Source organism: Pseudomonas sp. S5D5, from assembly GCF_003013355.1.
GTDB classification, from domain to species: domain Bacteria; phylum Pseudomonadota; class Gammaproteobacteria; order Pseudomonadales; family Pseudomonadaceae; genus Aquipseudomonas; species Aquipseudomonas aylmerensis.
In genome coordinates this window covers 2,283,363-2,308,731 of record NZ_PTEO01000001.1, presented here as the reverse complement: position 1 = coordinate 2,308,731, position 25,369 = coordinate 2,283,363, and the positions used below count along the sequence as shown (strand labels likewise).

Sequence of the window (25,369 nt, the reverse complement as noted above, 5' to 3'; positions counted from 1 at the left end):
GGGGACGGCGAAATGGCCGGATTTGAGCATGGGGTCCGCAGGCCCTCTGACACCCGAAACCCGGACAGCCGGAAGGCGCGAAACGGGCTTGACTGATGGCTCACTGCTGAAACGATTAAAGGGCTGTAGGAAATTGGCTATATCCGGCCGATGTCATTTTTTCAGGAATGATTTTCAAGGATTATTTTTATCTTATTTATCAAATAGTTAATTCACTCTAAAAACCATTTTCGATTTATCTCGGCCGGAATGGACCGTCAGAAACGTCGAATTAATGACGATGTTTTTATGGCACGTTGTGTCCCTCGTTTCTGCTACATACGTAGGACGAATCCCCAGGCTAACTACACGCTCGAGTGCCGACTCTGCTTCATGAAGAACGGATCGCCCCGTAGAGGCCCAGGGAGTTTGTGACGGTTTTCGACATCAAGGATGAGATGGCTATGAGTTTGACGAGCAGTTTTGCCAACACGCAAAGCACGCATTTTTATGCCGAAATGGGCGAGTTGATTGCCAACTGTGGGCACGCGGATTTTGCTGCCCACATGCTGCACCTGGTGGACAAATGGGTACCGATCCACCTGGTGGACCTCAGTGAATGGACCCTGGACGAGTTGCGCGACCGCGTGCTCGATATCAAATTGCTCGGCAGTGCCGGCCAGAACCAGGACCTGCCGCCGCCCCTGAGCCTGCACTCGATCAACGACCACCCGCTGCTGCGCGACATGCTCGGCATGCAGGACCCGTTACTGATCCAGCTCAAGGCCAAGGCCGACAGCGCGCACCCACGGGGCACCTCGCACCAGTGCAACTTGGTGTCACGCCAGGGCAATCGACGCTGCGTGATTTCGTTCTACCGCCCACCGACCCAGCGCGGGTTTTCCCTGGCGCAGCTGTCGTTTCTCAAGTGCCTGTCGGACACGTTGCTGCCGTTGATCGAGTGCCACGCCCAGAGCCTGCGCCAGGCGCCGTCTCCCGCGCTGGAGCCGGCCCACACCCTGCTGGAGCAGTCGCAGTTGCAGCACGCGTTCTACAAACGCCTGTCCCTGGGCGACATCACCTTGTCGGCGCGCGAGCAGGAGGTGTGCCTCGGCCTGTTGACGGGCGGCACCGTGCCGCAGATGGCGGAAAAACTCAGCGTGAAAAACAGCTCCATCGAAACCTACCTCAAGCGCGCCGCCGCCAAGCTTGGTGTGAGCGGCCGACACGGCCTGGCCAAATGGATGGTCGGCGCCTGATGAACCGACCCGCGCTCATCACCTTCGCCCTGGCCTGGATGCTGGGCGGTTGCTCGCTGATCCCCGAGTACCAGCGGCCCGAGTCTCCCGTGCCGGCGCAGTACCCCCAGGGTGGGGTCTACCGCGCCATGCCCACCTCGGACTGGCACGGCATGTTCCACGACCCGGCGCTGCAGCAACTGATCGGCGCGGCGCTGCTCAATAACCGCGACCTACGAGTGGCCGCGCTGAACGTCGAAGCCTTCCAGGCGCAGTACCGCATCCAGCGTGCCGACCTGTTCCCCGCCGTGTCCGCCACCGGTGCCGGCAAGCGCCAGCAACTGCCGGGGGATGTGACCGGTACGGGCAAGTCCGCGATCACTTCGAACTACTCCGCCACCCTGGGCCTCAGCGCCTACGAGCTGGACCTGTTCGGCCGTGTGCGCAGCCTCAGCGAACAGGCGATGCTGACTTACCTGGGCACCGAAGAGGCGCGGCGCAGCACGCAGCTGAGCCTGGTGGCCAATGTCGCGAATGCCTACCTGACCTGGCGCGCCGACCAGGAACTGTTGGCCCTGGCCCAGCAAACCCTGGCCGCCGACGAGCACAGTTGGCAGTTGACCCGGCGCAGTAAAATCGCCGGCAAGGCCTCGGCGCTGGACGTGGTGCAGGCGCGTACCAGCGTCGACAGCACCCGCGCCAGCGTGGCCCGCTACGCGCGCCAGGTCGCCCAGGACCTGAATAACCTGACGCTGCTGGTGGGCAGCCCGGTGGATGAACACCTGCCGTCACGCCCACTCGCCGACGAACTGGTGGCGCGCCTGCCCGCTGGCTTGCCGTCCGATCTGCTGCAACGCCGTCCGGATATCCTCCAGGCCGAATACCAGCTGCAGGCGGCCAACGCCAATATCGGCGCAGCCCGCGCGGCGTTCTTTCCGTCGGTCACCCTCACGGCCAACGCCGGCAGCACCAGCACCGAACTGTCGGGGCTGTTCAAGGGCGGCTCGGGCACCTGGACGTTCCAGCCGCAGGTCAACCTGCCGATCTTCAACGCCGGCAGCCTGCGCGCCAGCCTCGACTACGCCAAGCTGCAAAAAGACATCAGCGTGGCGCAGTACGAAAAATCCATCCAGAGCGCCTTCCAGGAAGTCGCCGATGGCCTCGCCGCCCGCCAGACGTTCACCGACCAGCTCGCGGCCCAACGCGACTTCGTCGCGGCCAACCAGGCTTATTACGACCTGGCCCAACACCGTTACCGCAGTGGCGTGGACAGCAACCTGACGTTCCTCGATGCCCAGCGTTCGCTGTTCAGTTCGCAGCAGGCGCTGATCATCGATCGGCTCGCGCAGTTGGTGGCCGAAGTGAACCTGTACACGGCGCTGGGCGGCGCTTGGGACGTCAGCGCAATTCCGACTGCCGCAGCCGATACGCCCGCGGCGTCTGCTGCGCATAGCGAAGGAAAAACCGGCGCTTGGCCTCCTGCATCACCCGCTCCAGCGGCCAATGCTCCAGGTAGTGAGCCTCGATCAGTTTTCGCGGGCCTTTTTGTGGCGAGCGGGCTTGCCCCGCGTTGGGCTGCGCAGCAGTCCCAGTAAGATCGACGCGGTGTTTCCTGGGGAACCGCGGCGTCTGATTTGGGGCCGCTTTGCAGCCCAACGCGGGGCAAGCCCGCTCGCCACAAGAAAGGCCCCTCTTTGCCTCAGGAAGCCCACTTGCCCCGGGAAGCCTACTTGCCATCAAACATGGGGATTTCAGAGCACCAGTTACCCCAGCCTCAAGGCTTGTCCCGCACCACCCGCCACACCGTATTCCCCACATCATCCGCCACCAGCAATGCGCCCTGCGCGTCCAGGGTCACGCCCACCGGACGGCCCTGGGCTTCGCCCTCGGCATTGAGGAAGCCGGTGAGGAAGTCCACCGGTGTGCCCGTCGGCTGGCCGTCCTTGAAGGCGATAAACACCACTTTGTAGCCCGCCTGCGGGTTGCGGTTCCACGAGCCGTGCTCGCCGACGAACACGCCATCGGCAAACGCCGCCGGCATGCTGCGGGCGTCGGAAAAGGTCAGGCCCAGCGGCGCGACGTGGGTGCCGAGGGCGTAGTCGGGGGCGATGGCCTGGGCGACTTTGTCCGGGCGTGGCGGCTGCACGCGGATGTCGACGTGGGCACCGTAGTAGCTCCACGGCCAGCCGTAGAAAGCGCCGTCCTGCACCGAGGTGAGGTAGTCGGGTACGAGGTCGCTGCCGATTTCGTCGCGTTCGTTGACCACCGTCCACAGCTGTGTGGAGCCGGGTTTCCACGCCAGGCCGTTGGGGTTGCGCAGGCCGCTGGCAAACAGGCGTTTCGCGCCGCTGGCGATGTCCAGCTCCCAGATGGCCGCGCGGCCTGCTTCGGCGTCGAGGCCGTTTTCGCCGACATTGCTGTTGGACCCCACGGTCACGTAGAGCCGCGTGCCTTCCGGGTTGGCCAGCAGGTTTTTGGTCCAGTGGTGGTTGATGCCGGCCGGCAGGTCAGTGACGTGCACCGGGGTGGCGTCGATGTGCGTCTGGCCGGGGGTATAGGGCACCTTGACCACCGCGTCGGCATTGGCGATGTACAACTCATCGCCCACCAGTGCCATGCCGAAGGGCGACGCGAGGCCGGTGAGGAACTCGCTGCGCACCTCGGCATGCCCATCGTGATCGGCATCGCGCAGCAGGGTGATGCGGTTGGCGCTCGGCGTATCCGCGCCGACGCGGCCCATGACGATGCCCATCGCGGTGCGGCGGGCCCAGGCGATCAAGCCGGTGCCTCCATCGGTCGCGCCTTCTGGCATCGGCGGATGATTGCTTTCGGCGACCAGCACATCACCGTTGGGCAAGGTGTAGACCCAACGCGGGTGGTCGAGATGGTCGGCCAGCGCGGTGACGGTGAAGCCTTCGGGGGCACGCGGCTGCACCTGCTCGGGCCAGCCCACGGCCTTGGACACCTTGAGCGTGGGCATCAACGAAGTGCTGGGCTCCGGCAGTTGGGGCGTGGGGCCGACACCGGCCTCGAAGGGCAGCTTGGACGATTCGCCACAGGCAGTCAGAACCGCCGCAGCAGTGATCAGGAGTGCCAGTCGGCTCGGGTTGTTCATGCTTGAAACCTCGGGAAAAATCCCGACGCAGTATTGCCTGATGACCCGGGGGTAAACACCGGCGATGGCGCAATTGAGTTTTAACCGCAGGGCACGAATACCTTGAGCCCACGAAGGCCATCGCGCTTGCTGGCGATAGCGACCCTGATGCATTCGCCGGCAAGCCGGGCTCCTGCAAGGGATCAGCTATCATTAAGCCACCACTCAAGACATGGACAGTCCCTATGCGCCCGCTATCTGCTTCCGCTGTTGTGCTGACCGCCCTTTTCCTCTCGGGGTGCAGCATTACGCAGACCGTTACCCCGGTGGCCTTGTCACCTGCCCAATCCGCTGAAATCTGCATGATTCCCGCCGCAGGCCTGCGCAGCGGGTTCAACAGCACCTACACCGCGCAGCTGCGCAGCAAGGGTTTCCAGACCCGCGAGTTGCCGCCGGGCAGTCCGCCCGCGAGCTGTGCACTGTCGACCACCTACATCGGCACCTGGAGCTGGGACTTTGCGCTGTACATGACCTTTGCCGACATCCAGGTGTTTGAAAACGGTCACCGCGTCGGCCAGGCGCTGTATGACGCGACCTGGGGTGGCGGGCGCCCGGACAAGTTCATCAGCGCACAGAACAAGATCATCGAGATGACCAACCAGTTGTTCCCTGCAGCCTCCTATGCCAATCCCCAGGCTACCCATTTCCCATAGCCAGGCTGTGCGGCGAGAACTCCACGAAGCGCCACCTCAACGCGAGGGCTGCCGGACGCCGCACCAGATGCTCCACGGTGACGGTCCACAAGCGTTGCGCGCCTTCGAAGCGGGCGACTTGCGGTCCGTCGAGGATCAACGAGGTGCGCCCGGCGATCTGCAGGACGTCCCCCGATTCGAAATCGATGAACAACAACCCCGCCACCGGGTTCACGTGCAGGTTGCCCAGGGTGTTGAAGAATAGGTTGCCGGCGAAGTCGGGGATGGTCAGCCGATTACCTTCCATGTGCACAAAGCCGCGGTAGCCGCCGCGATGGGACACGTCCACCGAGCGTTCGCCGGCGACGTCGACGTAACTGGCGACGAAGAACGTGTCGGCGTTGCGGATCATTGCGTGGGCCGCGGCATCCAGGCCGTCGAGGCGCTCGACCCGCGTGTCGGGTCTACGTGCGACGCCAACCACCGGCCGTAGCTGGATGTATTTGGGGCAGTTGCCGTAGGTGTGCACCACCTCGATCGAAAAACCCTTGTGCCCCAGGCTGCCGATCCGGCCATTCAGGCGGTTGCGTCGGCGTGTGTTCAGGTCGATGCCAAGCACGCCCACGCTGGCGCCGCGATGCAACGCAGCACGGGCGGGGTCGTTCACGGATGGCACGCTGTCGATCTGCAAGGTCTGCGGGTCGGGTGAATGCGCGAACCCTGGCGCGGCTTCGATCATCGTCGCCCAGGGAAGCCCTTGTTCATCCACCACGCCGAGCACCAGATACGGCAACAGGGGATAGAAGTCCCGATGCTGCTCCGGCAAGTGATCGCGGATCACCTTGGGCCCGACCACGGCCATGCGCTCGGCGGCGCCGGCGCTCTGCTGCAGATACCGTTCGCCGGCATGCCAGGGGGAACGTTCGATGGGATTCATGCTGCTCACCTCCGAGTGGATAGGCCAATGGTGCGCGCTGGCACCCCACACGAGAATGCCCACGCCGGGCAATCGACTGTTACACCAGCTGAAATGCCGGATGATCCCGCAGCGCCGCCACGCAATGGTCGACAAAACTGCGCACGCGCATCGGCGCATGGCGGCCGTCGCGGTACACCACGTGCACCGGCAACGGCGGCGGCTCATAGTCCGGCAGCACACGACACAGCTCGCCGCTGAGGAGGTGCTCATGCACGGGATAGCTCAGGCAGCGAATCAGCCCCGCCCCCTGCACGGCCGCATTGATCGCGCCTTGCACCGTGGTGTACCTCAAGCGCGCACGCGCCTTGAGCGGGCCGCCTTTGAAGGCCCAATCGACCGGGTTGGTGCTGGCGATCAGTCGATGCTGCTTCAGCGCGTCCGGGTGCCGCGGCTCGCCATGGGCAGCGAGGTAGCCGGGGCTGGCACACAGGATCGGCCGCGCGTGCCCGACCGGTCGCGCAACCAGGGATGAACTGGGCAGCTCGCCCACCAAAATCGCCACGTCCAGCCCCTCTTCGTGCAGGTTGGGGTAATAGTCGTGGTAGTGCGCCACCAGGTGCACGTCGGGGTAGCGATCCATATAACCGGCCAACACGGGCGCCATCACATAACGACTGAAGAGCAGCGGCAGGAACACGCGCAAATTACCCTGGGCCTGATCGTGCATGCCCTTGGCCGAAGCCTGTGCAGCATCCACGGCGGCAAGCAGGCGCACGCAGTCGGCCAGGTAGGCCTGGCCTGCCTCGGTCAGGCTGACGCCGCGTGTACTGCGCACCAGCAACGCCACGCGCAGGCGGGCTTCCAGGCGGGCAACCGCGCGCATCAGGGTCGGGCCGGACACCGCGACACTGCGCGCCGCCGAGGCCAGGCTCGGGTGCCCGGCCAGCGCGGCGAACAGCTGCATATGGCGGTATCGCTCCATCATCCGCGCCGCTTCATCGCCGGATTCAGGGCTGCGTCCTGGCCCAGGCGGTGGGTGAGGAAATCCACGAAAGTGTTGATCTTGGCCGGCACTCGCGGGCTTTTCTGGAACACCACCTGGATCGGCAGCGCCGCGGGCTCGAAAGCCTCGAGGACAATCTCCAGCTCACCGGCCGCCACCGCTGCGGCGACTTGATAGGACAGCACCCGCGTCATGCCCCAGCCCTGCCTCGCCAGGTTGATCGCCGCATTGTTCGCCGTCACCACCAGGCGCGGCTCAATCGGCACGGTCAGTGGCTGGCCATCCTCGACAAATCGCCATTCGCTGACCAGTTGACTGGAGGACGAGGTCGCAATCTTCGCATCGCGCAACTGCGAGGGGTGCCGGGGCCGGCCGTACTGCTCCAGGTAAGCCGGCGCCGCACACACCACGCGGCGCACCTCACCGACCTTGATCGCCTGCTGCCCCGGCTCCTGCAGATGGCCGATGCGCACGGCCACGTCGACACCTTCGTCGAGCATGTTGACCACGCGATCGACCAGCAGCGCATTGATACTCACCTGCGCAAAACGGTCGAGATATTCCCCCAGCGCCGGTGCGACATACAGCTCGCCAAACAACACCGGCGCGGTCACCGTCAGGTGGCCGCAGGGAATCGTATAACTGCCCGCCGCCGCTTCCTCGGCCTCGTCGAGTTCAGCCAGGATGCGCCGACAGTCTTCCAGGTAACGCTGGCCGGCTTCCGTCAGGTGCAGGCTGCGGGTAGTGCGCGCGAGCAACTGCGTGCCGATCCGCGCTTCCATGGCGGCAATGGCGCGGGTCACGCTGGGTGGCGAGGTGTTGAGGCGGCGCGCGGCGGCGGCAAAACCCTCCTCCTCGGCCACCGCCAGGAACACCTGCATTTCATGGAATCGGTCCATCGACAGGCCTCGTGAAAATCAGTGTGATTGCAGCCCCACCGCCGTGCGCGGCATGCCGACAAACCCTGGCAACGCTTCAATGCTGGCGAGCCAGGCGCGTACCTGAGGGTAGTCGTCCAGCGACACATTGCCTTCCGGCGCGTGGGCCACGTAGGTGTAGAAGGCCACGTCGGCAATGCTCGGCTGTTCGCTGGCCAGGAAGCGGCTGTGGCGCAATTGCTGCTCCACCAACTGCAGCAAGGCGTGGGAACGGCTGATCGCGGTGTCGGTATCGACCTGGGCACCAAACACCAGGGCCAGGCGTGCCGCAGCGGGGCCGGCGTGCAATTGCCCGGCGGCGGCCGACAGCCAGCGCTGGACGCGCGCCTGGCCTACGGGATCGCTCGGCAGCCATTGGCCTTTGCCGTAGGTGCTCGCGAGGTACACCAGGATCGCGTTGGAGTCCGCCAGCACCGTGCCGTTGTCGTCAATCGCCGGCACCTGGCCGAAGCTATTGAGGGTGGCGACGAATTCAGGCGCTTTGTGCGCGCCCTGCTTGAGGTCGACCAGAATGAATTCACTGGGCAAGCCCAGCAGGGACAGCATCAGCTCGACCCGATGAGTGTGGCCGGACAATGGAAAACCGTAGAGTTTGATCGCAGGCTGGGACATGGAAGGCTCCGAAAGAGGGGTTCGACACACCGCATGTTCCATCGCTGCCCGGGTCGATGGAATCACCAGGTTTTACAATCCAGCATTTCACCCGGTGAAACAATCACTCACCAAGCAAATCGACGATCAGATCGAACAGCGTGCGCTTGACCGCGCTGTCCAACGCGGTCCAGGCCAGCCCCGTACTGGTCTCGAACCCACCCAGTTGCAGGGGCCGAGACACGCAATTGGCCGGCAGGGCCCGCGTCGCCTGCACCGGCAGCACGCCAACACCCAACCCGGCGCAGACCAGCGCGAGCATGGTGGTGAACTCGCCCAGCTCCGAGGCGATGTGCAGGGGGATGCCCAGCGCCTGGATAAACTCATCGTAGAAGCCCGGGGCATAGCGCCGCGCGAGGATATACACCGGCACATCGAGCAGGTCGGCGGGCTGGATGGACGCGTGTGCCGCCAGCGGGTGATCCACGGGCAACGCCACGCAAAAACTCTCGTGCAGCACCGCGCGGGTCTGGATCCCCGGGTGCGCGGCCGGCAGGCGCATCAGGCCGAAATCCAGCAGGCCGCTCTTCAGTGCGATGGCCTGGTCGGGGCCGGGCATGTCCTTGAGTTCCAGCTCGAGGCGCGGGTATCGCTGGTGCACCGCGCGGATCAACTCGGGCAACCATTGCGGGAGTACCGAGGACACAAACCCCAGGCGCACCCGGCCGATCTCGCCACGGCTGGAGGCGCGCGCCGCATCCGCCGCCCGCGTCGCCTGGTGCAAGGTGGCCTGGGCTTCCGGCAGGAACACGCGACCGGCTTCGGTCAGCGCCACCGAGTGGCGATTGCGGTCGAGCAGGCGCACGCCGAGGCCGCTTTCGAGCAACTTGATCTGCATGCTCAGCGCCGGTTGCACAATCGACAGCTGGGCTGCCGCCCGACCGAAATGTAGCTCCTGGGCGAGCACCACAAAGGCCCGCAAGTGTTTGAGCTCCATACCCTACCCTGGTGATCACCGATATTGATCAGAAGATCATAAATGAACATTGGACCTACCCCCTGGATTGCAGCGAAGTTAAGCCCATCAAGGCCTGTTTGGTTATCACCCGCGCGTTCGGAGAACGGTTCCATGCACAGTGTTTTAGACAACTTCCGCCTGGATGGCCGGCTCGCGCTGGTCACCGGTTCCAGCGCCGGTATCGGCCTGGCCATTGCGCGCGGGCTGGCCCAGGCCGGCGCACGGGTGGTGCTCAACGGACGCAATCGCGGCAACTTGTGCGATGCAGCCGCGATGCTCACGCTGGAGGGCCTGGAGGTGCACACCCAGGCATTCGATGTCACCGACAGCGCGGCGATCCAGGCTGCGGTGGCGGATATCGAAGAGCGCCTCGGCCCGCTGGAAATCCTCGTCAACAACGCCGGCATGCAGCGTCGAGGGCCGCTCGAAGACTACAGCGAGCAGCACTGGCGCGAATTGATCAGCACCAACCTCGACAGCGCGTTTCTGGTCGGCCAGGCCGTGGCGCGAGCAATGATCGCGCGCAAGCGTGGGCGCATCATCAATATCTGCTCGGTGCAAAGTGAACTGGGCCGCCCGGGCATCGCGCCGTATGCGGCGAGCAAGGGCGCGTTGAAGATGCTCACCAAGGGCATGGCCATCGACTGGGGCCCGCATGGGTTGACCGTGAATGGCATCGGCCCCGGGTACTTCAAGACCGAACTTAACGCCAACCTGGTGACCCACCCCGAATTCAGCGACTGGCTGGTGCAGCGCACCCCGAGCCGCCGCTGGGGCGACGTGGCCGAGCTGGCCGGCGCCGCCGTGTTCCTCGCCAGCGACGCCGCGAGCTTCGTCAACGGGCATATTCTTTATGTGGACGGGGGAATTACTGCGTCGTTGTGAGGGTTGGAGCTGGGAATGGGATTGTGGCTGAAAGTGAAACTGAGGCTGGAAGTGAGACTGTGGCAGGGAATGAGATTGTGGCTGAAAGTGAAACTGTGGTGAGCGGGCTTGCTTATTGTGGCGAGCGGGCTTGCCCCGCGTTGGAGCGCGAAGCGGTCCCAATAAGACCGCCGCATTCCATCAGACAGAATGCGGTGGATGGTTTTAGGGCGGCTTCGCCACCCAACGCGGGGCAAGCCCGCTCACCACAATAAGCGCGTCCCCCAATTAGACCGCCGCATTCCGTCAGACACAATGCGGTGGATGGTTTTAGGGCGGCTTCGCCACCCAACGCGGGGCAAGCCCGCTCACCACAATAAGCGCGTCCCCCAATAAGACCGCCGCATTTCGTCAGACACAATGCGGTGGATGGTTTTAGGGCGGCTTCGCCACCCAACGCGGGGCAAGCTTGCTCACCACAATAAGCGCGTCCCCCAATAAGACTGCCGCATTCCATCAGACACAATGCGGTGGATGGTTTTAGGGCGGCTTCGCCACCCAACGCGGGACAAGCCCGCTGACCACAATAAGCGCGTCCCCCAATAAGACTGCCGCATTTCGTCAGACACAATGCGGTGGATGGTTTTAGGGCGGCTTCGCCACCCAACGCGGGGCAAGCCCGCTCACCACAATAGGCCCGCTCACCACAATAAGCGAGCCTGTCAGAACAATCTTGCTCACCAACAAGCGCGCCTGCCAGGACAATCTTGCTCACCAACAAGCGCGCCTGCCAGAACAAGCGTGCTCACCAACAAGCGTGCCCACAACAACCAGCCCGCACTCAGCGCTCTTGCAACCGATCACGCAAAAACCGGTGGCTGGTGGAGAACAACCGTCGGTAGGTGAGCAGCACCGCACCCACCGTGCCCAGCGCCGACGATGCGGCGATCAGGAACATGATCACGATTTGATACCGCACCGCATCCACCGGGCTTTCCCCCGCCAGCACCTGGCCGGTCATCATGCCAGGCAGGCTGACGATGCCGACCACGGTCATCTGGTTCAGCGTCGGGATCATGCCGGCGCGCACTGCCTGGCGGATCGCTTCCTGCGCGGCTTCCCAACGCGAGCCGCCGAGGGCGAGGATCATCTCGATGGTGTTGCGGCCCGAGGTCAGTTCCTGGGTCATGCGCTCGATGCCCAGGGACACGCCGGTCAGGGTGTTGCCGAGGATCATTCCCAGGATCGGAATCGCGTACTGCGGCTCGTACCAGGGATGGATGCGAATCACCGCGAACAGCCCCACCGCCGTCACCAGCCAGGAACTGCCCCACACCGACAGGATGCTATCGACGCGCTGCCCGCGATACGTGCGGCGTCCACGGCCGGCGGCCGAGAGGCCGGCAATCAAGGTCATCGCGCACATCAACGGCAGCACCACGTACCAGTAGGCAAACTCGAACACCCATCCCAGCAGGTAACCGATCGCCAACAGTTGCACCACGGTGCGTACCGCCGCCCACAGCAACTGTCGGCCCAGGCCCAGGCGCAACAGCACTGACAGCGCGCCATTGATCAGGATCAGCGAGGCGGCGATGCCCATGTCCAGGGCCGTGAGGTTCTGATAATTCATGGCTGGGCCGCTCCATCCAGCACGCCTGCGCTCATCTGCAAGTGGATGTCACTCATGCGCCGGGCCTGGTCGAGATCGTGGGACACCCAGACATAGGCGCGCGCGTTGTCCGCGGCGAACCAGGCGTCGATGAGCGCTTCGACGTCCCGCGAAGATGCCGGGTCGAGGGCGGCGGTGGGTTCGTCCAGCAACAGCACTTCGGGGTCGAGTTGCAGGGTGCGGATCAGCGACACCACCTGGGATTCACCGCCGGACAAGTCCAGCGCGTGCTTGGCCAGGAAGTCCGGCGCCTTGCCCGCATGCTCCAGCAGCGTGATGACTGACGCGCGGTCAAAGTGGCGCTTGCGCAGGGTCCTGAGGCTGAACGGGAAACGCAGGTTGTCTTCCACCGTGCCTTCGAGCAGCGCCGGGCGTTGCGACAGGTAGCTGATGTGGCTGCGGTAATGGGGAATCTGCGCATTGGCGATCGGCTGGCCGTTCCACAGGATCTGCCCCGAGGTCGGCGTATCCAGCAACGCCAGGGCGCGCAGGAACACACTTTTTCCGGAGCCGGACGAACCGGTGATCGACACGCGGTCGCCGGCGTGCAAGGTGAAGTCCGTGGGTTGCAGCAAAGCCACCTGGCGGCGTTCATCCACGCGCGTGAGGGCGCGGGTTTGTATCAATGCGCTCATGGACGCGGGGTTCCTCGTAAATCCTGCCAGACGCAATGGTGCGGCACACGCGGGAAGATTTCATGAAAAAATTCAAACTATCGCCAGCCACGTCGTTCACACCTTCACGTGCAACGTAAACAGGAGGCGACATGCAGTACCGACAACTGGGCCATTCCGGCCTGCTGGTATCCGAAATCATCCTGGGCACCGTGCCGTTTGGCGGTCGTGCCGAGTTCGAAAAATGCGGCTCGGTGGACGTGCCCCAGGCCAAGCGCATGTTCGACATCGCGTTCGACGCCGGAGTGAATATGGTCGATACCGCCGACCTCTACTCCCACGGCCTGGCCGAAGAAGTGGTCGGCAAGGCCTTGGGCGACAAGCGCAACGACATCCTGCTGGCGACCAAAGGCCGCAGCCCGGTGGACAAGAACCCGAACAACTCCGGCTCGTCGCGCTACCACCTGATTCGCGCGTGCGAAGCCAGCCTGAAGCGCCTGGGCACCGACCATATCGACCTCTACCAACTGCACAACTGGGACGGCATGACGCCCATCGAGGAAACCCTCGAAGCCCTGCGGCTGCTGGTGGGATCGGGCAAGATCCGCTACTTCGGCACCAGCAACTTCACCGCCTGGCAAATGATGAAAACCCTGGGCAAAGCCGAATTGCACGGCATGCTCAAGCCCATCACCCAGCAGATCTACTACACCCCGGAATCGCGCGAGGCCGAGTATGAGTTGCTGCCACTGGCGCTGGACCAGTCCATCGGCACCCTGGTGTGGGGCCCGATGGGCGAAGGTTTGCTGACCGGCTCGACCCGCCGCGGACACCAGCCACCGGCCAATACCCGCCAAGGCAGCGGCTGGCCGGAACCCTACGTGCATGACCAGGAGCGCGCGCTGGATATCATCGAAACCCTTGCTGCCGTCGGCGACGAGCATGGCGTCTCGGTGGCCCGCACATGCCTGGCCTGGCTCAAGGATCGCCCAGGGATCACCTCGTTGATCGTCGGCGCACGTACCGAAGAACACCTGCGCGACAATCTTGCGGCGACCGAATTGAAGCTCACTGAGGAGCAATCCTCGCGCATCGAGGCCGTGACCCGTCGCCAGCCGTTGTACCCGTACTGGCACCGGTTTACTGCAGGCATCGACCGCTTTGACCCGGCAGAACAGCCGTTCCTGGCCGAGCATCAAAAGACCATGGACGCACGCAAGGATAAGTAAACCGGCCTGAATGTGGGCGCGGGCATGCTCGCGCCCCCCTCTTGAGGGTTGCAGTGAACGGCGATGCTGCCTATATTTCCCGCCTGGCGCTCTCTACGCCACCTTCCGCGGAAAGGGCTGCGCCCAAGACACTGCTACCTCCTTTTTTTCTACGACTCCCCAGCCTTAAAGCGGAAAAGGTCTGTGCAAGGAGATCGTATGTCCCAACACTTCAACACCGATGGCCGCCTTAACCTTGAGCAGCAGCGCAAGCGCGCCAAGGAACTGTTGCCGCGCCTGAAAACCCAAGACCCGCACGCGACTTTGTCCCAGGCCCAATGGACGATTGCCAAACAGCTGGGCTTCAGCAGTTGGCCCAGGCTCAAGGCGCATATCGATGCCATCGACTTCGCCGCGCAGCACCCCGACTTCGCCGCCAGCGATGAAGCGCGCACCACCCATTGGCGCTGTGGCAATGACATCGCCCATAGCCTGCAACTGGCCGGGTTCAAGGGCCAGTTCCGGATGCTCACCGACCCGTTATGCATGGGCCCGGTACGTGATGTGCCGGATGAAGCATTCCGCGCGCTGCGCAGCGCCTTCATCAGCCAGGCCTTTGCCTTGGACCACGCCGAGACAGCGCGCCGCGTGGACGATGAATACCAACAGCTGAATGCCTTGGCCGGCGCCGATCACAGCGTGCTGTGGTGCGAGGCGGACGCCTATGACCAACTGTTCCTGGTCCGCACACTGGCAAGTCTGGACCACGCGCCGCGCAAGCTGGAGCTGATCGAGGTGGGCCGCATTCCGGGCGTCGAGCGCTTCATCGGCATCGGCCAGTTGGCGCCTGACGTCCTGGCGTGGCTATGGCCGCAGCGCCGGCTGATCGACGATGACGCGGTGCAATTGGCCAGACAGGTGTGGTCGGCGTACTGCGACAACTCGCCCGTCACCCTCGCCGAACTGGCGCACGGCAATCACCCTTCCCTGCCCTTTCTCGGGCCGGCGCTACTGCGTCAGTTGCAGGAGTTGCCCAGCCAGCACAACGGTCTGTCACTCACCGAACAGTTATCGCTGAGCTACATCGCCGAGGCTGGACCGGTGCCTTTCGGCCGGGTGTTCGCCGAGTTGATGGCCAAGCGTGAGCCGCTGCCGTTCCTGGGCGACATGATGTTCCACGCGCTGCTGCGCCCATTGATCGACGCCGAGCAGCCGTTGCTGATCGAGACCGGCACCGACCAGCCATGGCCTCGCCGCCCGTTGACACTCACCGCGTTGGGCCACGCGGTACTGCAGGGCGATGCCTATTGGCTGGACCATGCCAGCGACGTGCGCTGGGTTGGCGGCGTGTGTCTCTCACCCCGCCAGCCGCATTGGACGCTGGATGATCAACGACGGCCGTTATGGCGTGGCTGACGGCCGTGGCTCATGGATCGGGCAGCCGTTGTGCTCGGCCCGGAACCCGGACGACATCTCATAAGCGGGCTTGCGCACCCGCATCACCCCGCCCAGGGGCCGATGCGCCGCCAGCCCGTGCCACGGACTGAAGGCCATGCCATCGTCGATCTGCTGCACATTTTCCGGGCTCCAGGCCGCTTGCGGTGCAAGGTCGATGCGCGCCACGGTCACATACGGGCTGAGGTCTTCAGGCCACTGCACCGAGGCGTCCTCGATGGGCATTTTTTCCAGGTCGGTGGCCAGTTGGACGCGCACCTCCCAGCTGCCGCCGCTTTGGGCAAAGTAGGCTTCGACCGCTGCACGCAGGCCATCGGGGTTGCCACCGAAATCCACGTGCAGGTCGGTCAGCGCCGTCAGGTTCGACGACACCGGCACCACCGCGACCTTGGCGTAGTAAGGCCCGTAGAGCATCGGCACGACGCTGGAAAAACTCTCGCCGAGGATATGCGTCTGCGGGTGGCCGCCCAGGCTTTTCAGGGTACCGCTTTCGCCACCGAGCGACTCCAGCGTCGCCTCCACGCCGCGCAGCACTGCCGACAAGGCTTTCTTCATACCGGGGGCCTTGTCGGTAGTCTTGGCCAATAACTTCAGGGTCTTGAGGAAATCCTTCGGCGTCGCGGCGGTGAAGGCCTTGGCGTTTTGCATGACGAAATCCTGCGTCACCTCGCCATCGCTGCCCGGCAGGCGCGCACCCTCGACGCCGACGATCTTGACCGCCAGCCCGCGCGGGGTGGACACCTTGTCATCGAGGATGTCGCCAGGGTTGGTCGAAAAGCGCATGAACACCGGCAGTGTCACCGGCTTGGCGAAGGCGCCCTGGGCCAGTTCGGCCGGCAGGTTATCCAGCACCGTGATGTGCCCGCGCAACAAACCGTGGGCCTTGGCGTGGACACTGCGGGTGGCGTGCCCACTGTCGCGAAACGTGGTCTGCATAATGCCGTGAAGGGCTTCAGCCAGCTCCGCGCTGGTCTGCGCTTCATCTTCCGGGATCTGTTCGAAGGACGCCTCAAAGGGCAACGGCGCACGCACTGGATTGACTACAGGTAGGTCGTTCATCAGGTATCTCTCCGCTCGGCATAGGGATCACGGCAGGCTTTTTTTAATAGTCAGGCACGCCGGAAAAAAATCCAGGCGTGGTGATTCATAGGTCCGGAGCAATCAAATGGATGTTCAACAAATCGGCATGACGTCGGACGAGCGGTGGTCGCCTACCGTCCGGAGATCAGCTCGAACCTTTTGCAGCGCGCATTCGTCACAGCCTTATCCCTCCTGATGATTCCCGGGTGCCGCCATGCTGATCTATCCAAAAGCCCATTTTCACCCCTACACCCATGCGAGCGGCGGCTGGGGCTCGGCGCAGTCGGTGATGAAAATCCTGTGGCGCGAGCAGGCTTTCGCCAAGGGCCCGCGCGCGCTGATGAAACAGAACAAGCCGGACGGCTTTGCCTGCGTCAGCTGTGCCTGGGCCAAGCCGGGCAAGCCGCACGCCCTGGAGTTTTGCGAGAACGGCGCGAAGGCCACGGCCTGGGAGTTGACCTCGCTGAAGACCTCGCCGGCGTTCTTCGCCGAGCACACCCTCAGCGAACTGCGACAATGGTCGGATTACGACCTGGAGCAACACGGGCGGCTGACCCACCCGCTGCGCTACGATCCGGCCACCGACCGCTACCAGGAGACCACCTGGGAGCAGGCATACCGCGAGATCGGCGCGCAATTGCAGACGATGCAACCCGACAGCGTGGTGTTCTACGCCTCCGGGCGCGCGTCGCTGGAAACCTCGTTCATGTACCAACTGTTCGCCCGGGCCTACGGCACCAACAACCTGCCCGACAGTTCGAACATGTGCCACGAGAGCACCTCGGTGGGGCTGCAGGAAAGCATCGGCATACCGGTCGGCAGCGTGACCCTGGACGATTTCGAACACACCGACTGCCTGTTTTTCTTTGGCCAGAACGTCGGCAGCAACGCCCCACGCATGCTTCATCAACTGCAGGATGCGCGCAGACGCGACGTGCCGATCATCACCTTCAACCCGCTGCGTGAGCGCGGGCTGGAGCGCTTCGTCAATCCGCAGTCGCCGGTAGAAATGCTCACGCCAGCATCCACCGTGATCAGCACGCAATACCACCAGGTAGCGATTGGCGGCGATAGCGCCGCCCTGCTCGGCCTGGCCAAGGTGCTGCTGGAGATGGACGACCAGGCGCAGCGCGAGGGGCGCGCGGCGGTGCTCGATCACGCCTTTATTGCCCAGCACACCCAGGGTTTCGAGGCCTTCGCGGCGCTGGTGCGGGCTTGCCAATGGCAGACTGTCGAGCGCCAGTCCGGCCTGAGCCGCAGCGCCCTGGAGGCCGCCGCGCAGGTGTATGCGCGCAGCGAGCGGGTGATGATGATCTATGGCATGGGCCTCACCCAGCATCGCCACGGGGTGCAGAACGTGCAGATGCTGGTGAACCTGTTGCTGATGCGCGGCAACTTCGGCAAGCCGGGCGCCGGGATTTGCCCGGTGCGTGGCCACTCCAATGTGCAAGGCCAGCGCACCGTCGGTATTACCGAAGACCCGAAGAAAGTCCCGGTCGAATTGATCGAACAGCACTTCGGCTTCAAGGTGCCCGAGCAGATGGGCCTGTGCACCGTGGACGCCTGCGAAGGCATCCTCGCCGGGCGCGTGCGCGGTTTTATCGGGCTGGGCGGCAACTTCCTGCGCGCGATCCCGGACACCTCACGCATGGAACCGGCCTGGCAGACGCTGCAACTCAACGTGCAGATCGCGACCAAGCTCAACCGCACGCACTTGTTGCCTGCAGCCAACCAATGGCTGCTGCCGTGCCTGGGACGCATCGAAATCGACCGGCAGAACGGCGTCGCCCAGACCTGGGCCACCGAGGACAGCACCGGTTGCATCCACGGCTGGCGCGGCAGCGCGGAACCGGTCGGCCCGCAGGTGCGAGCCGAGGCCAGCATCGTCGCCGGCCTGGCCCTGGCGACCTTGCCGGCCGGCAGCAAGATTGACTGGCAAGGCTGGAGCGCCGACTACTCGCAGGTGCGCACCGCCATTGGCGCGATCTACCCGCAGATCTTCCACGACATGGAAACCCGCATGGCCGAACCGGGTGGTTTCCACCGCCCCATCGCGGTCGCCCGGCGTGAGTGGCTGACCCACAGCGGCAAGGCACAATTCGTGCTGCCCAGCACCCTCAACGAAGACGACGACGTCAACCCCGAGGTGCTGCCACGCGATGTGCTGCAGTTGATGACGCTGCGCAGCAACGATCAATTCAACACCACCATTTATGGCTACGAGGATCGCTTTCGCGGTATCAGCGGCACGCGCGAGGTGATTTTCATGCACCGCAACGACATCGCGCGGCTGGGCTTCGAGAACGGCCAGGGCGTGATGCTGACTACCGCCATAGAGCCGCAGGTCAAGCGCCAGGTGGGGCCGCTGGAGATCGTCGCCTATGACATTCCCGAAGGCTGCGCCGCGGCGTATTACCCTGAATGCAACCCGCTGGTGCCGCTCTGGCACCATGCCGAACGCAGCAAGGTGCCGGCGGCCAAATCGGTGCCGATCCGCCTGAGCCTGGCGGGTTGATCAGCGCTTGGGCGACAGCCCGACCGCGCACGCCACCACCGCCGAATCCTGCGGATAGTGAGCGCGCGGGGCCATCGCAGGCGACAGCAGCCGACCGTCGACGGCGCGCAACATCGGCCGCTCGACGGCTGGCGCGCAATGCTGTGGGTCGATAATTTCCATGCAGTGGCGCAACGAGTTGAAGTCCGGCGACTGCGACAGCGACAAATGCAACGTATGGCTCACCGACACCGACACCACCGACCCCTGCACGCATTGCCCGTCATAGATCAGCGCGTGGCGGATCAGCGGGTTGTCATGGCAGTACTTCAGCAGGTTGAACGGCCGCGCGCACACCAGCGCCGTGTTGATGATCAACAGGTCGAACGCCACCGTGCCCGAGCGCGTCAAGGCCTGCAGCTCGTCGAACGTGCTCAGCGGGGCGATGCGGTAATAGCCCAGCTGGTTGAGCATTTTCTCGATCTTGATCCGTTGCAGCAGGTCTGCATCGGCAATCAGAAGGCGTAACGCTTTATTGGACATAGGTAAACCTGACAGTTGGGCATCCGCGTCGATCATTCAACGCTGAATACGTTAACCGTCAGCCAGCAAACCTGACTTTAAGGCGATTCTGAAACGGTACGCCGCTACCCCCACGCATTTTTAAGAATCGCCTCAAAGCCCTCGCACCGCCCTGCCCCTACCATGGGCCGCGTCCCTCACGCTCCCCTGGATTCGCCTGTGCTCATGTTTTTACTCAGAATGGTGTTTTTAGCCTGCGCCTTGCTGGCCCTCGCATCACGTCCCGTCAATGCGGCGTTGAAGATCGAGGGCACGCGCCTGATCTATTTCGGCCAGGACAGGGAAGCCACCCTCGGCGTGGTCAACCAGGCGCCGCGTGAAGTAGTGGTGCAGACCTGGATCACCGGCGAGGACGATGCAAGCGGGCGGACCGTGCCGTTCGCCGCCACCGAGCCGCTGGTACAACTGGGCGCCGGCGAGCACCACCGGCTGCGCATCCTGTATGCCGGCGAGGGCTTGCCGACCGATCGCGAGTCGCTGCTCTGGCTCAACGTCATGGAAATTCCGCTCAAGCCGCAGGACTCCAACAGCGTGCAGTTTGCAATCCGCCAACGGCTCAAGCTGTTGTATCGCCCGCCCGCGCTCAAGGGGGGATCGAGCGAGGCGGTGCAGCAGTTGGTCTGGAGCCGCAACGACGGGGGCAGCGTGACGGTCAGCAATCCCAGTGCATTTCACCTGTCGCTGGTGGACGTGCAGACCGACAGCCAGGCGCTCAGCGACTACCTGTTGCTCAAGCCCTACGAGCGCAAAACCCTGGACACGCCGAGCCCGCTGGCCGCCGGCACCACCCTCCACTTTACCGAAATCAACGATATCGGCCTGCAGGCGCGCCGTAGCGCACTGCTCAAATGACCGATCGCGGGGTACTTGCACCTATGTCACCGACCAAACGTTTCCTGCCCCTGCTGCTGTGGGCCTGTGCCGTGTTGCCCGCCACCAGCCATGCGCTGGCCTGCCGCGAGGACGGCACCAACTCGATCATCACCGAGGAGGCGCTGGGCACCGCGCTGGCGGTGGCTGCCGATGCCCCCAACGGCAGCATCATCTGGGAATCCGGCCCGCGCTCGACCAATGTGATCTGCAAGGACGACTACAACCATGGCCGCGAGGAAGTGTATTTCTACGTCAACCCGGCCAACGTGAGCATCGGCACCGGTATCCGCGTGGGCATCCGTTACAACAACCAGCCAATTACCCAAAGCAGCGGCAAAGTCGGCACCGGGTTCTATTCCGACCGTGGCTGCAACCTGGCCAACTGCGTGGGCTGGGACAAGGCGCGCTTCACCCTCAACTTCAGCGTGTTCATCGAAAAATACGACCCTACCCCACCGAGTGGCCAGGCCAGCACCCTGACCTCTTACCGGGTGTTCCAGCTGGACGGCGTACGCGGTCTCAACTCACGGCCCAACAGCAACTTCAACTATGTGGTCACCGGCATGAACGGCATCCGCTTCGTGCCCTGCACGCCCGAGCTGACCATCACCCCCAGCGTGGTCAACTTCCCGACACCGTCGCGCAAAGCCTCGATCGGCGAAGTCGCCAGCAGCGCCAACTTCAGCCTGAACCTGCGCAAAGGCTGCGACACGCCCTACACCGTCAGTGCGCGCTTCGCGACCACGGCGGGCGGCGGCAGTGTGAGCAATGGCTTGCTGGTGCCGGACAACAACAATTCGGTGGGCATTTCGTTGTCGCGCGCCGAGAGCCAGCAGCAACTGCCGTTCAACGCGTGGTTCACCCTGCAGGAACTGATGGGCCTGGGCCAGAGCCACGATGAATTTCGTGCCGATCTGAAATGGCGCACCCTGCCGCTCCCCGGCGCCTTCGACGCCGCCGTGGTGGTAGATATGTATTACAAGTAGGCGAATTTTAAGGATCGTCTTATGCCCTTGGCGCACGCGGGTCTCTACAGTGCGCCGATGCGATTGAAAAGTTACCTGCTGCAGATCAACCCCGTCCTCTCCCGACCCGAAGCAGCCAGAAGGCTGCTACGTATTTTTGCGACCGTGCTGCTTATCGGCATCTTCAGCGGGGTGTATACCTTTCTGCTGTCGACCTTCAACAACGACATCTCCCAACGCCGCGGCTACATGAGCAGCGCCATCGCCGAAGCCCACACTTTTTTCACCAACCGCGAGGCCTTGCTCGAAAGCCTCAGCCTCTCGGCAGTGCGCAAGCAGGCGCGGCTCTACCCCTCCTCCGAAGAAGAACAACACCTGCAACTGGGTGACACGCCGGGCAACCAGTGGAGCATCTGGCTGACCGCGCGGATGCGCGACTACCTCAAGGCCAAGCAGGTCAACCTGCTCTATGTGAACACCGGCCCCGAGCCGCAGGTGACGCGCCTGTACGACTCGACCGCGCAAGTGCTGCCGATTTCCAAGTGCCTGCTCAATCGCCTCAAGGCCTTGCAACGCAGCGACCCGTCGACGCTCAAAGAGCTGTGGCTCAGCGACAAGACCGAGCACCACTCGCACCTCTATCTGTTCATCCGCCTGGACGAGCGCGACCCCCGCTCCGGCTGGCTGGGCCTGGAGATGGAAAGCCGAGAGGTGTCCCAGACCCTCAGCGACCAGAGCGCCGGCGAGTTCATGATGCTCAATTCCCAGGGCATGCTGGTGTTCACCAACAGCGACGATGCGCAGTGGAGCCAGCAACGCCTCAAGCCCCAGGAAGACAGCTTTTTCGGCTTTGTCGGCAACGGCTGGCTGCCCGATCACCTGGTGATTCGCAAGCACCTGAAGTCTTCGGACTGGCAACTGATGTACTCCATCGACCTGCACGCCGTGGTCTCCGGGCTGTGGAAGCAGCTGCTCGGTTCGCTGCTGTTCTGCCTGCTCAGCGTGACGCTGATCTGGTTGGTGATGCGCCGTGTCGACCAGCGTTTCATCATCCCCTCGATCCACCGTATCCAGGCGCTGATCGAAAGCGAGGCGTTCGGCCGCGATGTGATCCAGACCGCGCCCGTCGCCCTCTGCGTGCTGCGCCGCACCGACGGCCAGGTGGTGCTGGAAAACACTTTGGCCCAGCAATGGCTGGGCCATGGCCCGGAGCGTGAGGCATTGCGCGCTGGCTGGATCGAGCAGGCGTTTGCCGATGACGCCCACGAACACTGCGATTACTTTGAAACCATCGACGGCCGCCACCTGTACCTGAGCAGCGCCCCCACCCGTTATCGCGGCGAAGACGTGTTGTTTTGTGCATTCAGCGATATCAGTGCGCGCAAGCAGGTCGAGGCGGCGCTGGAGGAAGCCCGCCAGTCAGCCGATGCCGCCAACGCTGCCAAGACCCTGTTCCTGGCGACCATGAGCCATGAAATCCGCACGCCGCTGTATGGCGTGCTCGGCACCCTCGAACTGCTGGCGCGCACGCAACTGGACGCCCAGCAGAAGGACTACCTGCACGCCATCGAAGGGTCGTCCTCGACCCTGCTGCAGTTGATCTGCGACGTGCTCGATGTGTCGAAGATCGAGGCCGGGCAACTGGCCCTGGAGTTGAGTGAGTTCTCGCCACTGGAGCTGGTGCACGAAATCATCCAGGGCTACGCCGCAGCCGCGCAGGGCAAAGGCCTGCAACTGTATGCCTGCTTCGACCCGAAGTTGCCGGAACGGCTGATCGGTGACGTGACGCGCATCCGCCAGATTCTCAACAACCTGCTCAACAACGCGGTGAAGTTCACTGACTACGGGCGCGTGGTATTGCGGGTCAAGGTGCTGGGGCGCGACGGCGAGCGCTCGAGCCTGCTGTGGCAGGTGTCGGACACCGGCAAAGGCATCGCCCAGGAAGACCAGGCGATGATTTTCGAACCGTTCTACCAGAGCGAAGGCAACACCAACGTCGTCGCCGGCACGGGCCTGGGGCTGCCCATCTGCCAGCGCCTCACGGAGTTGATGAACGGCAATATCCGCATGGTCAGCGAAATGGGCCTGGGCAGCAGTTTCAGCCTGATCCTGCCGCTGGAAGAGGCGCCCACCCCGCCGATGACCCCGCTGCTGGCCGAGACCATCTACGTGGTCGCGCCGATCCCCGAGCTGGCGCACTCCATCAGCGGCTGGCTGCGGCGCTGGGGCGCCAGGGCGCAGACCGGCCTGCCGACGCTGGCGGACAGTCATCTGCTGCTGCAAGTGCATCCGGGCAGCATCGACCCGTCGCTGGCGCCCGAGTGGCCGGGCCCGGTGATCCACGTGAGCAGCAACGCCTGCACCGCCGTGGAAGCCGACGCCGGCGCGTGGCACGTCAACCTCAATCACCTGGCGGCGATTCACCAGGCCGTCAGCCAGGCGCAAGGGCTGTGGGTGGCCCGTAGCGACGAGCAAATACGCCAGCGTGACTTGAGCAAACTCAACCTGCATCTGCTGGTGGCCGAGGACAACATCATCAACCAGCTGATATTGCGCGACCAACTCGAAGAACTCGGCTGCACCGTGGAGCTGGCGGCCGATGGCCAGGAAGCGTTGCAGCTGTACACCGCCGGCAACTTCGATGTGGTGTTGACGGACGTGAACATGCCCCACATCAACGGTTATGAACTGGCCCGCGAATTGCGCCGCCAGGGCTGCCCGTTGCCGATCATCGGGGCCACCGCCAACGCCATGCGCGGCGAGGCCGACCTGTGCCTGGCCGCCGGCATGAACCATTGCCTGGTCAAACCCTTTGCGTTGCGGGCTCTATTCAACTCCCTGGCGCCTTATGCACGGAACACCCATGAAGCCCCTTAGTATTTTGATAGTCGAGGACCACCCCCTGCAGCACATCTACCTGCAGCACCTGCTCAGTGAGTTGGGGGATTTCAGGCTCGAAACCGCCGAGGACGGCAAAGAAGCGCTGGAGCGGCTGCGCCAGCGCGATTTCGACCTGGTACTCACCGACCTGCTGATGCCCGGCATGGACGGCGTGCAGTTTATCCAGTGCCTGGCCAGCCTGCGCTGCAAGCCGGCGCTGGCGATCATGAGCGCGGCGTCGCGGCGCATGTTGATGGCGGCCAGCCTGGTGGCGAAAAACCTCGATGTGGAGGTGATCGGGCTGATCTCCAAACCGGTCGCCGCCGACGCCTTGCGCAGCCTGGTGGACCAGTTGCGCAACCGGGTACGCACGCCCTCCCCCGAACTGCCCGAGCACCTGGACATCGACCGTCACACGCTGGTGCAGGCCATGAGCGCGGGCCAGTTCCAGGCCTGGTTCCAACCGAAAAAATCCCTCGCCAACGGGCGTATCGTCGCCGCCGAGGCCTTGGTGCGTTGGATGCACCCCGAGCAAGGCGTGATGCTGCCCGCCGCGTTCCTGCCGGCGATCAAGGCCTTCGAGCTGGAGGAACGGCTGTTGTGGCTGGTGCTCAAGCAGGCAATCTACGCCCAGGAGCAGTGGCGCCAGCGCGGCTATGAAATCCCGGTGTCGATCAACCTGCCCACCCACCTGCTCAACAGCCACGACCTGGCCGACCGTTTGCTGGAATTCGTGCTGCACCACGACGGTATCCCGGGGATGATCTGCTTCGAGTTGATGGAATGCTCGGTGCCACAGGACATCAGCAACTTCTACGCCGGCGCCTGCCGCTTGCGCATCAAAGGCTTCGGCCTGTCCCAGGATGACTTCGGCAAGGGCTACAGCTCCTACCTCAACCTGGTGTCCACGCCGTTTACCGAACTCAAGATCGACCAGGCGCTGGTCCAGGGCAGCCATGACAACGAAGGCATCGCCCAGGCCTTGGCGAGCATCATTGCGCTGGGCCGCAAACTCGGCCTGACCGTGGTCGCCGAAGGCGTGGAGACGCCCCAGCAACTGGCGTTGCTGCGCAAGATCGACTGCAACCAGGTGCAGGGTTTCCTGATCTCCCACGCGGTGTCTTCGGATCAATTTCAACAACTTCTGAACAATGATGGCCCTGCGACATCTCACTAGCAGCCGGCCCTGGATTATTTGCTCTTTAATAAG

General features: G+C 63.8%; 20 protein-coding genes and 1 pseudogene. 11 read left to right on the top strand and 10 right to left on the bottom strand.

Going from position 1 to position 25,369, the window contains the following annotated elements:
• Positions 1–443: 443 nt before the first annotated feature.
• Both C9990_RS10910 and C9990_RS10905 read left to right on the top strand, forming a co-directional pair.
• On the top strand, positions 444–1,238 hold the full coding sequence (locus C9990_RS10910; RefSeq protein ID WP_106803287.1) for a helix-turn-helix transcriptional regulator: 795 nt from the start codon (positions 444–446) through the stop codon (positions 1,236–1,238).
• Positions 1,238–2,812: an efflux transporter outer membrane subunit gene (locus tag C9990_RS10905; protein ID WP_157955065.1), complete on the top strand. Its 1,575-nt coding sequence runs from the start codon at positions 1,238–1,240 to the stop codon at positions 2,810–2,812. Before C9990_RS10910 ends, C9990_RS10905 begins: the two co-directional genes overlap by 1 nt.
• A 179-nt stretch (positions 2,813–2,991) precedes the next feature.
• On the opposite strand, the gene C9990_RS10900 is transcribed toward C9990_RS10905, so the two are convergent.
• Positions 2,992–4,332, bottom strand: coding sequence for a sorbosone dehydrogenase family protein (locus C9990_RS10900; RefSeq protein WP_106803285.1), 1,341 nt, complete (start codon positions 4,330–4,332; stop codon positions 2,992–2,994).
• Positions 4,333–4,556: 224 nt separating this feature from the next.
• On the opposite strand from C9990_RS10900, the pseudogene C9990_RS10895 reads away from it, so the two are divergent.
• Positions 4,557–4,982, top strand: a pseudogene (locus C9990_RS10895) (Sbal_3080 family lipoprotein); the annotation flags it as partial.
• 25 nt (positions 4,983–5,007) lie between these two features.
• Here C9990_RS10895 and C9990_RS10890 read toward each other — a convergent pair.
• From C9990_RS10890 to C9990_RS10870, 5 genes are all read right to left on the bottom strand, one after another.
• Entirely contained in the window at positions 5,008–5,940 is a 933-nt protein-coding gene (locus C9990_RS10890) for a pyridoxamine 5'-phosphate oxidase family protein (RefSeq protein WP_106803284.1), read from the bottom strand.
• Between the two features lie 79 nt (positions 5,941–6,019).
• Positions 6,020–6,904, bottom strand: a complete 885-nt coding sequence (locus C9990_RS10885) for a LysR family transcriptional regulator (protein WP_106805627.1) — start codon at positions 6,902–6,904, stop codon at positions 6,020–6,022.
• Positions 6,904–7,824, bottom strand: a complete 921-nt coding sequence (locus C9990_RS10880) for a LysR family transcriptional regulator (RefSeq protein ID WP_106803283.1) — start codon at positions 7,822–7,824, stop codon at positions 6,904–6,906. The genes C9990_RS10885 and C9990_RS10880 overlap by 1 nt, the downstream gene beginning before the upstream one ends.
• 18 nt (positions 7,825–7,842) lie before the next feature.
• A complete protein-coding gene (locus tag C9990_RS10875) occupies positions 7,843–8,475 on the bottom strand; it encodes a glutathione S-transferase family protein (protein WP_106803282.1) in 633 nt (210 codons plus the stop codon).
• Between the two features lie 103 nt (positions 8,476–8,578).
• Positions 8,579–9,451, bottom strand: a complete 873-nt coding sequence (locus C9990_RS10870) for a LysR family transcriptional regulator (RefSeq protein ID WP_106803281.1) — start codon at positions 9,449–9,451, stop codon at positions 8,579–8,581.
• 132 nt (positions 9,452–9,583) lie between these two features.
• Here C9990_RS10870 and C9990_RS10865 point away from each other — a divergent pair, with 132 nt between their 5' ends.
• Complete coding sequence (locus C9990_RS10865) at positions 9,584–10,357, top strand: glucose 1-dehydrogenase (RefSeq protein WP_106803280.1); 774 nt, start codon at positions 9,584–9,586, stop codon at positions 10,355–10,357.
• Positions 10,358–11,177: 820 nt separating this feature from the next.
• Here the strand turns inward: C9990_RS10865 and fetB are convergent.
• Positions 11,178–11,969 carry an iron export ABC transporter permease subunit FetB gene (gene fetB / locus C9990_RS10855; RefSeq protein WP_106803279.1) on the bottom strand — a complete coding sequence of 264 codons (792 nt, stop codon included), beginning with the start codon at positions 11,967–11,969 and terminating at the stop codon, positions 11,178–11,180.
• A complete protein-coding gene (locus C9990_RS10850; protein WP_106803278.1) occupies positions 11,966–12,643 on the bottom strand; it encodes an ATP-binding cassette domain-containing protein in 678 nt (225 codons plus the stop codon). Before C9990_RS10850 ends, fetB begins: the two co-directional genes overlap by 4 nt.
• A gap of 131 nt (positions 12,644–12,774) precedes the next feature.
• Here C9990_RS10850 and C9990_RS10845 point away from each other — a divergent pair, with 131 nt between their 5' ends.
• Positions 12,775–13,851: an aldo/keto reductase gene (locus tag C9990_RS10845; RefSeq protein ID WP_106803277.1), complete on the top strand. Its 1,077-nt coding sequence runs from the start codon at positions 12,775–12,777 to the stop codon at positions 13,849–13,851.
• A 198-nt stretch (positions 13,852–14,049) separates the two neighbouring features.
• On the top strand, positions 14,050–15,246 hold the full coding sequence (locus C9990_RS10840) for a DUF1835 domain-containing protein (RefSeq protein ID WP_106803276.1): 1,197 nt from the start codon (positions 14,050–14,052) through the stop codon (positions 15,244–15,246).
• Here the strand turns inward: C9990_RS10840 and C9990_RS10835 are convergent.
• Positions 15,232–16,347 (bottom strand): catalase family protein, encoded by a 1,116-nt coding sequence (locus C9990_RS10835; RefSeq protein ID WP_371920695.1) that lies wholly within the window; start codon positions 16,345–16,347, stop codon positions 15,232–15,234. The two genes, C9990_RS10840 and C9990_RS10835, sit on opposite strands and share 15 nt — an antisense overlap.
• Before the next feature lie 232 nt (positions 16,348–16,579).
• Here C9990_RS10835 and C9990_RS10830 point away from each other — a divergent pair, with 232 nt between their 5' ends.
• On the top strand, positions 16,580–18,880 hold the full coding sequence (locus C9990_RS10830) for an FdhF/YdeP family oxidoreductase (protein WP_106803274.1): 2,301 nt from the start codon (positions 16,580–16,582) through the stop codon (positions 18,878–18,880).
• On the opposite strand, the gene C9990_RS10825 is transcribed toward C9990_RS10830, so the two are convergent.
• Entirely contained in the window at positions 18,881–19,402 is a 522-nt protein-coding gene (locus C9990_RS10825) for a chemotaxis protein CheY (RefSeq protein WP_106803273.1), read from the bottom strand.
• A 204-nt stretch (positions 19,403–19,606) separates the two neighbouring features.
• Between C9990_RS10825 and C9990_RS10820 the strand changes: the two genes are divergently transcribed.
• From C9990_RS10820 to C9990_RS10805, 4 genes are read left to right on the top strand one after another with little or no spacing between them, the layout of a single operon-like run.
• Complete coding sequence (locus tag C9990_RS10820) at positions 19,607–20,293, top strand: molecular chaperone (protein ID WP_240435242.1); 687 nt, start codon at positions 19,607–19,609, stop codon at positions 20,291–20,293.
• A gap of 23 nt (positions 20,294–20,316) precedes the next feature.
• A complete protein-coding gene (locus C9990_RS10815; RefSeq protein ID WP_106803271.1) occupies positions 20,317–21,300 on the top strand; it encodes a fimbrial protein in 984 nt (327 codons plus the stop codon).
• Between the two features lie 57 nt (positions 21,301–21,357).
• Positions 21,358–24,156, top strand: coding sequence for an ATP-binding protein (locus C9990_RS10810; RefSeq protein ID WP_106805626.1), 2,799 nt, complete (start codon positions 21,358–21,360; stop codon positions 24,154–24,156).
• On the top strand, positions 24,143–25,336 hold the full coding sequence (locus C9990_RS10805) for an EAL domain-containing protein (RefSeq protein WP_065904201.1): 1,194 nt from the start codon (positions 24,143–24,145) through the stop codon (positions 25,334–25,336). The genes C9990_RS10810 and C9990_RS10805 overlap by 14 nt, the downstream gene beginning before the upstream one ends.
• Positions 25,337–25,369: the final 33 nt, after the last annotated feature.

Bases quoted from the DNA above. Each gene is read 5' to 3' on its own strand.
- C9990_RS10910 (WP_106803287.1), top strand. From the start codon at position 444: ATGAGTTTGACGAGCAGTTTTGCCAACACGCAAAGCACGCATTTTTAT.
- C9990_RS10905 (WP_157955065.1), top strand. From the start codon at position 1,238: ATGAACCGACCCGCGCTCATCACCTTCGCCCTGGCCTGGATGCTGGGC.
- C9990_RS10900 (WP_106803285.1), bottom strand. From the start codon at position 4,332: ATGAACAACCCGAGCCGACTGGCACTCCTGATCACTGCTGCGGCGGTT.
- C9990_RS10890 (WP_106803284.1), bottom strand. From the start codon at position 5,940: ATGAATCCCATCGAACGTTCCCCCTGGCATGCCGGCGAACGGTATCTG.
- C9990_RS10885 (WP_106805627.1), bottom strand. From the start codon at position 6,904: ATGGAGCGATACCGCCATATGCAGCTGTTCGCCGCGCTGGCCGGGCAC.
- C9990_RS10880 (WP_106803283.1), bottom strand. From the start codon at position 7,824: ATGGACCGATTCCATGAAATGCAGGTGTTCCTGGCGGTGGCCGAGGAG.
- C9990_RS10875 (WP_106803282.1), bottom strand. From the start codon at position 8,475: ATGTCCCAGCCTGCGATCAAACTCTACGGTTTTCCATTGTCCGGCCAC.
- C9990_RS10870 (WP_106803281.1), bottom strand. From the start codon at position 9,451: ATGGAGCTCAAACACTTGCGGGCCTTTGTGGTGCTCGCCCAGGAGCTA.
- C9990_RS10865 (WP_106803280.1), top strand. From the start codon at position 9,584: ATGCACAGTGTTTTAGACAACTTCCGCCTGGATGGCCGGCTCGCGCTG.
- fetB (WP_106803279.1), bottom strand. From the start codon at position 11,969: ATGAATTATCAGAACCTCACGGCCCTGGACATGGGCATCGCCGCCTCG.
- C9990_RS10850 (WP_106803278.1), bottom strand. From the start codon at position 12,643: ATGAGCGCATTGATACAAACCCGCGCCCTCACGCGCGTGGATGAACGC.
- C9990_RS10845 (WP_106803277.1), top strand. From the start codon at position 12,775: ATGCAGTACCGACAACTGGGCCATTCCGGCCTGCTGGTATCCGAAATC.
- C9990_RS10840 (WP_106803276.1), top strand. From the start codon at position 14,050: ATGTCCCAACACTTCAACACCGATGGCCGCCTTAACCTTGAGCAGCAG.
- C9990_RS10830 (WP_106803274.1), top strand. From the start codon at position 16,580: ATGCTGATCTATCCAAAAGCCCATTTTCACCCCTACACCCATGCGAGC.
- C9990_RS10825 (WP_106803273.1), bottom strand. From the start codon at position 19,402: ATGTCCAATAAAGCGTTACGCCTTCTGATTGCCGATGCAGACCTGCTG.
- C9990_RS10820 (WP_240435242.1), top strand. From the start codon at position 19,607: ATGTTTTTACTCAGAATGGTGTTTTTAGCCTGCGCCTTGCTGGCCCTC.
- C9990_RS10815 (WP_106803271.1), top strand. From the start codon at position 20,317: ATGTCACCGACCAAACGTTTCCTGCCCCTGCTGCTGTGGGCCTGTGCC.
- C9990_RS10810 (WP_106805626.1), top strand. From the start codon at position 21,358: ATGCGATTGAAAAGTTACCTGCTGCAGATCAACCCCGTCCTCTCCCGA.
- C9990_RS10805 (WP_065904201.1), top strand. From the start codon at position 24,143: ATGAAGCCCCTTAGTATTTTGATAGTCGAGGACCACCCCCTGCAGCAC.